Annotated in this window: 7 protein-coding genes; 6 read left to right on the plus strand and 1 reads right to left on the minus strand. The window is 71.9% G+C overall.

Features of this window, described 5'->3' with window-relative positions:
- Positions 1–225: 225 nt before the first annotated feature.
- The 4 genes from ACY5KJ_RS07115 (at position 226) to ACY5KJ_RS07130 (ending at position 3,743) form a co-directional block, all read left to right on the plus strand.
- Positions 226–711: a hypothetical protein gene (locus ACY5KJ_RS07115; protein WP_011434820.1), complete on the plus strand. Its 486-nt coding sequence runs from the start codon at positions 226–228 to the stop codon at positions 709–711.
- A gap of 129 nt (positions 712–840) precedes the next feature.
- Positions 841–1,917, plus strand: coding sequence for a hypothetical protein (locus ACY5KJ_RS07120; protein ID WP_462188304.1), 1,077 nt, complete (start codon positions 841–843; stop codon positions 1,915–1,917).
- Positions 1,918–2,022: 105 nt separating this feature from the next.
- On the plus strand, positions 2,023–2,601 hold the full coding sequence (locus ACY5KJ_RS07125) for a hypothetical protein (RefSeq protein WP_462188305.1): 579 nt from the start codon (positions 2,023–2,025) through the stop codon (positions 2,599–2,601).
- 74 nt (positions 2,602–2,675) lie between these two features.
- A complete protein-coding gene (locus tag ACY5KJ_RS07130; RefSeq protein ID WP_462188309.1) occupies positions 2,676–3,743 on the plus strand; it encodes an LLM class flavin-dependent oxidoreductase in 1,068 nt (355 codons plus the stop codon).
- Here ACY5KJ_RS07130 and ACY5KJ_RS07135 read toward each other — a convergent pair.
- Entirely contained in the window at positions 3,631–4,506 is an 876-nt protein-coding gene (locus ACY5KJ_RS07135; protein ID WP_462203030.1) for an SDR family NAD(P)-dependent oxidoreductase, read from the minus strand. The genes ACY5KJ_RS07130 and ACY5KJ_RS07135 overlap by 113 nt on opposite strands.
- 179 nt (positions 4,507–4,685) lie before the next feature.
- On the opposite strand from ACY5KJ_RS07135, the gene ACY5KJ_RS07140 reads away from it, so the two are divergent.
- Both ACY5KJ_RS07140 and ACY5KJ_RS07145 read left to right on the plus strand, forming a co-directional pair.
- Complete coding sequence (locus ACY5KJ_RS07140; protein ID WP_462203031.1) at positions 4,686–6,368, plus strand: hypothetical protein; 1,683 nt, start codon at positions 4,686–4,688, stop codon at positions 6,366–6,368.
- Positions 6,326–10,473, plus strand: a 4,148-nt coding sequence (locus ACY5KJ_RS07145) for a cation-translocating P-type ATPase (RefSeq protein WP_462203032.1), incomplete at its 3' end; no start/stop codon positions are given. The genes ACY5KJ_RS07140 and ACY5KJ_RS07145, both read left to right, overlap by 43 nt.

The raw sequence follows: 10,473 nt of genomic DNA on the forward strand, positions 1-10,473 counted from the left end.
GGCCCTAGGACGGCTCCGCCCCGACCGGACACCCGGCGTCGTCATCCTCATGCCCCCGACCAGCCCGGTCCCGTCGAAAGCGGCACTGCATTGACCACTCTCACCGCTACCTCCGGTCCAGCCGCGACCGTCGCCGGGGCACCCGAGATCCCGGAACACCCCGCCCGCATCCGCCGCGGCGCGCACCACACAGCACCGGTGGAAACCCACGCAAGGAGGCGACCCATGGGTGTTCTTCACGAGCCCGAGGAGCAGCATTTCAGCCCGGCCCTCATGCGCTCGACGGTCGTGATCACCAGCTGCCTGCTCATGCTCGCGGTGCTGGAGATCTGGGTCTGGCTGACCCTGTCGTCGCCGTTCGCGAAGGTCTCCGTCACCGGCTCGATGATCGTGACCGCGCTCAGCTTCTTCATCACCGGGAACACCTTCCGACTGCGCGACATCCGCCGTCGCGTGGGCAACCAGGCCCGGGCCGGCCGGATCGCCCCGATCGACGCGCTGTCCAGGCTGCCGCCGCGGGAGACCATCCAGCGACGATTCCTGCTGGGGGCCGTCGGTGCGGTCGTCGGGGTCGGCACGCTCGTACTGACCATGGTCTTCTCCGGTGACGAGGCCCAGGGTGCGCGCGAGGCGATGGTCGCCTCGGTGCTCGGCATCGTCTGCGCCATGCTCTGCTTCGTCGGCGGCACCTTCGCCCGTCCGATCGACTGACCCGCCGACCACACCGACCAGCAGCCGACGACGCCGCCGACAGCTCCGTGGAACCTCTCGTCGAATGTCCCGTCGAACCCGTCCGGTCGAACCCGGAAGGACCGAGATCGGAAAGTAGGAACCTCCAAGGTGCTGCGTAGGGGAAACCAGCCAGGGCGTCTGGCCAAGCAGCTCATCCGCCGGGTGGGAGACGCCGACATCGCGCTGGCGGGCGCCGAGACCCGCCCGAAGGTCCTCAAGAGCCTTGAGGACGCGGAGGTCCAGGAGGTCCGCGCTGCGGTCCGGGCCGACGGGCGGACCCTGGAAGAGCTGATCGCCGAACTCCGGATGGAGATCGACTCCCGGGCCGAACGCCGGGAGCGGCGGACCGAGCTGATCAAGAACAAGGTCGAACAGGGCCGGCTGTGGCGCAGCGTCGGGGTGCAGGAACGCATCCCGCAGATGGCGCTGGCGGGCCCGGCCCGGGCCGCGGTGCTGACGGTGCTCGCGGCGCTGGACTTCTACGTCTTCGCCCAGTCCTACGCCGTCCTCGCCGACGTCGGCGGGTACGGGCCCGAATGGTGGCTGGGCGGCCTGCTGGGGGTCGCCGTGTTCATCGCCGGGGTGGCGCTCGCCCACGGCATCAAGGCGCCGATCCTCGCGCGGGCCCAGAAGCAGATGCTCGCCGACGCCGACGCGGGCCGATTCAAGATCGATCCGGAGATCCGCGAGCAGCTGGTGGAGTCGAAATCGTCGCCGCTGGCCCTGACCCTCACCACCGCGATCTTCCTGCTGCTGTCCATCGCCGGGGTGCTGGTACGCACCCAGGGATCGGCCGGCGAGAGCACCGGCAGCGCGGTGATCGTGTTCCAGGCGTTGATCCCGCTGGTCGCCGTCGCGGTCGAACTCTACCTGCACGACCCGACGGAACGGGACGAGCCGATGCCCAACATCGTCGACCGTCGACTCGAACGGCGGCTGGCCAAGGCCGAACGGCGGCTGCGCATCGTCGCGGCCCAGGTCGAGGCGAAGGTCTCCAGGATCGAGAAGCTCTACCGGGTCGAGGAGGCCATCCTTGACGTGGAGCAGAAGGACATGGGCCTGCGACACACCACCGACCTCGTCCTCGGCGGTGGCCACATCCCGACCGTCCCGACGAACGGCCGGGTCGCCGAGGTGGACCGCGACCAGTTGGAGAAGACCCTCAAAATGGCCCGTCGATCCTGATCCGGCCGACGGGCACTGATCCGGCCGACGGGTACCATGTGAGACCGCCATCGAAGAGCACGCCACCCGCGTGCCGGCCCCACGACCGGGGGTGACACTATTCCCATGCTTTCGGATGACGGCCTTTCGGATGACGACGTAGACGAGATCGTCTTCAAGGCCGCGGGAAACGGCGACCATCGCGGCGCGGCGGCCACTCTGGAGGCCTTGGCCGAACGGAGCGAGACGCACGGCGAACGCGTCACCCGGGCGTCCCTGCTGGTCGACGCGGGCAGCCAGTACGGGCTTGCGGACGACTGGGACGAGGCGATCCGCTGCTACCGGGCGGCGGTGGCGGACGGCGGCGGGTGCCTGGTCGATCCCCGCGTCTGGCTGCATGACGGCCTGCTGCGCAACGGGCAGCCGGACGACGCGGCCGCGCTGCGGGCCGAGCTGAAGGCGTCCCGGTCGGTCGATCCGGGCGTCTACGAGGCCGTGGCCGAGAGCCTGGAGTCAATCGGCCTGCTCACCGACGCCCACGCCTGGTTCACCATGGGCTACCACCGCTGCGAACACGCCACGGTCCCCGACTTCATGCTCGATCTCCTGCTGGTCGGCCGGCGGCGGGTGCGCGTCGCCCTCGGTTATCCGACGGACGATCTCGACGAGGTGGCCGAGGACTACATGGAGACGGTCGGCGGCTGATGGCCCCCGGGGTGCCCGGGGAAGTACCCGGTGCCCGGGGAAGAGCGCGGCCGGATGCTTCGTTGCAACCAGCCGTGAGCCCGACCCGACCTGTCCCCTTGTCCGTGTTGGATCTCGTCCCGGTGGGCACCGGCGTCCCCGCCACCGACGCGGTCCGCGGGACGCTCGAACTCGCCCGACATGCCGAAAGGCTCGGATACACCCGATACTGGTTGGCCGAGCATCACGGCATCCCGGGGATCGCAAGCTCGGCGACCTCGATCCTCATCAGCCAGGTTGCCGCGGCCACCACCACCCTCAGGGTGGGGTCCGGTGGGGTGATGCTGCCCAACCATGCGCCACTCGCCATCGCCGAACAGTTCGGCACGTTGGGCACCCTCTTCCCGGGACGGATCGATCTGGGTATCGGCCGTGCTCCCGGCACCGATCCCGCGACCGCCCGGGCTCTGCGCCGCACCAGCGACCTGCCGGCCATCGACGACTTCCCCGCGCAGCTCGCCGAACTGACGACCTTTCTGGCCGGGGGGGATTTCCCCGACTCGCACCCAAGGCACGGCGTCACCGCGTTCCCGCGGGCCGAGATGCCGCCCATCTGGTTGCTGGGATCGAGTGGCTACAGCGCCCAGGTGGCCGGCATGCTCGGCCTGCCGTTCGCGTTCGCGCACCATTTCAGCTCGGTGAACACAGTGCCGGCGCTGGAGCTCTACCGGAAGTCCTTCCGTCCCTCGCCCGGCCGGGAGCGACCGTACGCGCTCGTCGCCGCCGCGGTACTCTGCGCCGCCGACGACGAGCGCGCGGAGTGGCTGGCCGGACCGCAGCGGCTGGCGATGCTGCGGCTGCGTACCGGCCGCCCCGGGGTGTTCCCCTCGCCCGCGGAGGCCGCAGCCTACCCGTGGACCTCGCGGGAGCGGTCGATCGCGGAGGCCGCCACCGCCTCGCACATCGTCGGCTCCCCAGTGACGGTTCGCGCGGGGATCGACGCACTGCTCGACGAGACGGGCGCCGACGAGGTCATGGTCGTCACCAACGTCACCCGGCTGGCGGACCGGATCCGCTCCTACGAGCTGGTAGCCGAACTCGGCGGACTGACGTCGGCGGGTCCGGCGGCCGCGAGCGGCCGGGGCGCAGTACCCATTCGGTGATCCGCGCAACCAGTCCGCGCGGCAGCAGTCGGGAGGCAGCGGAGGCCAGGTAGTTCAGCCGTCCGTCGATGACATACGCCTGGCCGCGGTCGAGGGCACGGAACGCGGTGGCGATCACCTCGTCCGTGGTCCGCAACCGGCCACCGGCGGACATCCGGGTTCCCAGCACCTCGAAGAACTCGGTGTCGGTCGGTCCGGGGCATAACGCGAGGACGCGGACCCCCCGCCGACGGTACTCGGCCCACAGGCCGATCGAGAACGACAGGACGAAGGCCTTCGAGGCCCCGTAGACGGCCATATACGGGACGGCCTGGAAACCCGAGGTGGAGGAGACGTTGATGACCGTGCCGCGGCCCCGGGCCACCATGCCCGGCAGGAACAGGTGCGCGACCCGTTCGACGGCCACCACGTTCAGCATCACCTCACGATGATCCCGGTCGGCGGACAGCTCATGGTAAGGGCCGCGTGTCCCGAACCCGGCGTTGTTGACGAGGATGTCGACCTCCAGGCCCGCTTCGGCGACCGCCTCGGCGAGACGGTCCGGACCACGCTCGTCGGCGAGGTCGACCGCGATGACGTGCGCCTCGGTGCCGTACCGGGCAGCGAGGCGCTCCGCGACCATCCACAGCTTCGGTTCGGACGGCGCCACGAGGACGAGCCGGGCTCCACGGTCCGCGTACGCCTCGGCGAACGCCGCGCCGATGCCCGAGGATGCGCCGGTGATGAGAGCGGTGCTCATCCGAAGATCCGGGTCGGCGGTCATGCTTCTCCTGCTCAGCCGGGGTTCCGCGCGGGCGGGCGCGCCACGGGGCGATGCCAGGAAACGCCATCATCGTCGGATTCCCTCACCCGCTCCGCTCGACTCGCCCGCAAAAAATAACTCCGATGCGCGTCTAATCAACTACACTTTCGCCGCTACCCGGCAGCCGCGGCAGGAGGATCGTGTCCATACGTAGTCGACTGTCGCGACATCCCGGCGTACTCGTCCTCGTCCTCCTCGCCATGAGTGCCGTTCTTGTCGCGACCCTCGGTCACGAACACCGCGGCCACAACGACAGCAGCCCGGACGGGTCCAGTAACCCGGACAGGCCAGGGCCCACCAGCGCGGCCAGTCTTCCCGGCCTACCCGTCGCCCGTACACCACACGACGCCCATGGACCACTCGCTGACGGGGATCCGCGGCCCGGCCCCTGGCGGCGGGAGTTGGCGGCGGGAATCCGACCCGTCCCGGCGACCCAGCCGGGCAAGCTGCGCTTCGGCCTCGGGCCGGCGCTCGACAGCGCCCTCGCCTCGCCGCTCGCCGGAGACCTGGACTTTCTCACCACCTGGTACAACGGCCCGGGCGACCTGAGCTTCCTACGGAAGTGGCGGGCGGACCTGATTCCCGAAGTTTACCATTCCGGACACGGCATTCATCTCGTCGTCTGGCTCGACGGCACCGGCAGCGTGGGGACCTTCCAGACCTCCCATGGCCCCGCCTGCGGCCGGGAGTACCCGTTGTCCGGCGCCTTTCTCGCCGACGCCCGCGAGCTCGCCTCGATCTTCGCCGGGCCCGCGAACGGCCCGGCGCTCTACGTCACGCTCTTCACCGAGCTGCAGACATATCCGTGCCAGTCCAACGAGTGGGCCGCCACGCCCGAGACCACGAACTACTACCGGGCTCTGCAGGACCGGTACCTGGCGACCCAGGAGATCTTCCATGCCGGGGCGCCCAACGCCCGGGTGTCGCTGGGCTGGGGCGGTTGGCAGAGCCGCTGGGACGATCCGGTGAAGGGCGGCGGCCGCTCCCTGATCACACACTTCGCGGACGTGCTGCGGGCGTCGGACTTCCAGAGCTTCCAGGCGATGGGGAACGATTCCAACGCCGCCGACGTGCGGAACATGACGAAGCTGCTGGGACAGTACGGCCCGGTCATGGTGGCGCATTTCAAGTCGGGGTCGCAGGCGGTCTGGGACGCGGACATGCACGCCCTGCTCGCCGGCGACGAGGCGCGCAAGCTCAGCCTGGACGGGCTGTTCGCCTTCAGTTTCATGGACCAGTCCAACATCATCTTCTCGCCCCGGGCGCTGGCCACCGCCCGGGGGGGCGGTGCAGAGCCACGGCGTCCGGTCCTCGTTCTAACCGACCGCCTAGAACGATCAGTTAGTAAGCGGGCGGAGAGGGTAGTCGGTAGGACTACGAGGCAGCCGTGGCCCGCGCCCGCCGCACGCGATGATCACGCAATGAGGAGGAGGAGGCCGCGCGGATGCGTCTGCCCGCAGCCCGGACCGTCCTGCGCGTGCCGAGCGCCCTCCTGGGGGCGGTGGTCCAGCCGGTTCTCGCCCATACGGTTCTCGCCCATGCCCGGACCGGGTGGAGTCCGGCTTCGAAGCCCGGTTCCCCCGCACTCGGGCCCCCCGCGCCCCGCGCCGTCGATCACGACAGCGTCGATCACGAGATCGCCGGCTCCACGGCGGCCGGCGAACCGCGGGAGAAGGCCGGCGCCTACCGCCTCCTCAGTCTCGGGGTCCGTGGGATCTCCGGGCCGGCCGGCGAATCCCGTCGCCGGCAGGTGGAACGAGTACTGGAGAATCAGCCCGGGGTGGCGTGGGCCCGGGTCAACGAGCCGTTGCAATGTGTCCTGATCGGGCTCGCCGAACCGCCCCCCGCCCTTGACGATCTGGTCGCGGCCCTCGGCCGGGTGGAGGGCGTCGCGCTCGAACCGAGGCCAGGAGCGGTACCGAGGTTCGCGGCGCCGATCCGCCGGACGGCCACGGCACTGGCCGCCGACGGGGTCGCGTTCGCGCTGGCGTCAGCGGGCCGGCTCGCCCGGGCGGTGCCGCTGCCCATCGAGATCGCATCGCTGGTCACCCTCGTCGACACCCAACCCCGGCTACGCCGGTGGGTGGAGCAGATGCTCGGCGCGGGCCGGGCTGACGTCGTCCTCGGGCTGGTCAATGCCGGTGCCCTCGCCCTGGCGCAGGGGAATCTCGGTCTCGCGGTCGACGCCGGCTACCGGATGGTCATGCTGGGCGAGGCGCGTGCGCGCCGAGACACCTTCCTGGCGGCTCGGGACGAGCTGCTCGGTCATCCGGACTGGGCCGCGGCCGAGCCGGTGGTGACCGAACGGCCGCGGCCGCTGCCGGACGGTCCCGTGGATCGCTACGCCGACCTCGCCGTACTCGCCGGACTCGGCGGGTTCGCGGCCGCCACCGCCGCCAGCGGGAATCCGCGCCGTGCCGCGGCGCTGGCCGCCACCTCGCTGCCACGCCCGGCCCGGGTCGGGCGGGAGGGCTTCGCCGCCCAGTTGACCCGCGTCCTGGCGCGTCGCGGCGTCCACGTCATGGATTCGGCGGCCCTGCGGGTGCTCGACCGCGTCGACACCATCGTCATCGACGCCGACGTCCTGCGCAGCGAGGAACGCATCATCGCCGACGTCGTGCCGCTGGCCGGTGCGGACCGCAGCGACGTCGCGGTCCGCGCGCACGCCCTGTTCCGTCCGGCCGGTATCAGCACCGTCGCCACCGCGGAGGGCTGGGCCCTCGGGCCGGTGGAACAGCTCGGCCTGCGCGGCCGGACCGGTGTCCGGGAGCGCCGCGCACTGGCCCGGTCCGGGGCGGACACGGTGCTCGGTCTGGCTCAGGGCAGCAGGCTGATGGCGATCGTGTCGATCGTACCCGGGCGAGCGGAGGGGAGCCACCACCTGCTGGCCGCCTGCCGCCGTTCCGGGCGGGCGGTGTTCGTCGCCGGTGACCTTCCCGCCGGCGCCGGCGGAACAGCGGAGGACACCAACCTTCCCGGGGTACCCGGGGGGGACCGGCTCGTCGGCGCGATCCGCGGTCTGCAGGCCGAGCGCGGCGGCGTCCTCGTCGTGTCCCGCCGACGGGCCGCGGTCGGCACCGCGGACTGCGGCGTCGGCGTGAACGGCCACGACGGCTCGCCGGCCTGGGGGGCGCACATCCTGGTCGGGAATGACCTGGCCGCCGCCAGCCTCGTGGTCGAGGCGGTCGCCGCGGCCGCCCGGGTGAGCCAGCACGCGGTGCGGCTCGCCCAGGTGGGCTCGGGTGCCGGCGCGTTGGCCATGCTCACCGGGGCCGACCCGCGGCTGGTGTCCCGGGCCATGACAATGGTCACCGCGGCGGTCACCGCCGCCCTCGGCGAGGGGATCTGGGCGGCGCGGGAACTGGGTCGCTGCCCCCCGCCGCTCGCGGTCCCCCGTACCCCGTGGCACATCCTGCCGGCCGAGGACTGCCTGGCTCGGCTGGACAGCCGCCCGGGTGGACTGTCCACCGAGGATGCGGCGCGACGCCGCCAGGACGGCGCGGTGTCGATGCAGGCGACCGCGCCCAGCCTCGTCCGGGCGTTCGCGGCCGAGCTGGCCAACCCGCTCACCCCCGTCCTCCTCGGCGGCGCCGCGCTGTCGGCCGCGACCGGTTCCGTGCTGGACGCCGGTCTGGTGCTCAGCGTCGCGATCGGCTCGGCGTTCGCCGGCGCGGTCCAGCAGCTACGGGCGGACCGGGCGCTCGCCCGACTGTTCGCTGTCTCGGCGGTTCCGGCCCGGTTGCTGCGGGACGGCGAGGAGACCAAGCTGCCGGCGGACAACCTGGTCCCGGGCGACATCATCATGGTCGGGGCCGGGGATGTCGTCCCCGCGGACTGCCGGCTCCTGTCGACGACGGGACTCGACGTCGACGAGTCGTCGCTGACCGGCGAGTCCATGCCGGTCACGAAGTCGCCCGGACCAGTAGCAGCCGCCAACCTGGCGGACCGCTCCTCGATGATCTACGAAGGAACGACCGTCGCCGGCGGGCGGGGCACCGGCGTGGTGGTGGCCACCGGCCCGGCCACCGAGGCGGGGCGCAGCATGGCCGCGACCGCCGGTCCCGCCCGGCTCAGCGGCGTCGAGGCGCGACTGTCCACAATTACCGATCTCACCATTCCGGTGGCGCTCGGCGCCGCCGGGGCACTGTTGGCCTCCGGGTTGATCCGTGGCCTGCCGATCCGGGACACCCTCAGCGCCGGGGTAGCGCTCGCCGTCGCGGCGGTGCCCGAAGGGCTGCCCTTCCTCGCCACCGCCGCCCAACTTTCCGCCGCCCGACGGCTCTCGGCGCGGGGCGCGCTGGTACGCAACCCCCGCACCATCGAGACCCTCGGCCGGGTGGACGTGCTGGGTTTCGACAAGACCGGAACGCTCACCGAGGGCAGGATCCGCCTGCACGCCGTCTCGGACGGCACGCATACCGCTGCGGCGACCGAGTTCGGACCGACGCATCGGCGGGTGCTGGCCGCCGGGCTACGCGCCACGCCGCGCGGCAAAGGCAAGAAGAAGTTGCCGCATCCGACCGACCGCGCGGTGCAGAAGGGAGCGGCCGCGGCTGCGGTGACCCGCGAGTACGGTCTCGCCGTGTGGTCGCCGACGGCCTCGCTTCCCTTCGAGCCGGGCCGCGGCTACCACGCGGCAGTGGGGGATGCCGGCACGACCACGCTGCTGAGCGTCAAGGGGGCGCCCGAGGTGCTGCTGCCACGGTGCGTCCGCCTCCGGACCGCCGACGGCACGGCACCGCTGAACGACCGCCGGCGGGCGAGGCTCATCCAGGAGCACAGCCGGCTCGCGGGCGCGGGCTACCGCGTCCTCGCGGTGGCCGATCGCGACCTGGGTTCCGCGCCCCGACCGGCGGACGAGGGACTCACCGATGACAGCGTGGCCGAGTTGACCTTCCTCGGCTTCCTTGTCCTCTCCGACCCGGTCCGGACCACGGCCGGGGCGTCGCTGGAGGCGCTACGCGCCGCGGGCGTGCAGGTGCTGATGATGACCGGAGACCATCCGGCCACTGCCAGGACGATCGCCACCGAGCTGGGAGTGCTCACCGACAACCAGATCATGCTGACGGGTGCCGAACTCGAGGCCATGGACAACGAGGCCCTGGACGCGGTCCTGCCCAGGGTGGCCGTGATCGCCCGGGGCACTCCGCTGCACAAGGTGCGGGTCGTGGAGGCCTACCAGCGGCTGGGCAAGACGGTGGCGATGACCGGCGACGGCGCCAACGATGCGCCCGCCATCCGGCTCGCCGACGTCGGCCTCGCGTTGGGCCGGCGCGGCACGCCGGCGGCCCGGGCCGCCGCCGACGTGATCGTGACGGACGACCAGCTGGACACGATCATCGACGTGCTCGTCGAGGGCCGTTCGATGTGGGCCTCGGTCCGCCAGGCCCTGGGCATCTTCGTGGGCGGGAACCTCGGCGAAATCGCGTTCACCCTCCTCGGCTCCATGGCCACCGGGCGATCGCCGCTGTCCGCGCGGCAACTGCTGCTCGTCAATCTGCTCACCGATCTCGCCCCGGCCCTGGCCGTCGCGCTGCGCGAGCCGGATCCGGAGGTGACCGGACAGCTCCTCGGCGAGGGCCCCGAGCGATCCCTCGGTACCGCCCTGAACCGGGAGATCGCGGTGCGGACGGTCGCCACGACCCTCGCCGCCGCAGGTGCCTGGATCACCGCCCGCCTCACCGGGCGCCGACGGCACGCGAACACGGTCGGCCTCGCCGCGCTCGTCGGCTCACAACTGGGCCAGACACTGCTCGTCGGCGGCCGCAGCCGGACGGTCCTGCTGAGCATCGTCGCCTCGGCGGTCGTCCTGGCCGCCATCGTGCAGATGCCAGGCGTCAGCCAGTTCTTCGGTTGCACCCCGCTCGGTCCGGTGGGCTGGTCGATCGCGATCGGCGCGTCGCTGGCGGGGACGTTGCTCTCCTTCTT

Source organism: Frankia sp. CcWB3 (assembly GCF_977927595.1).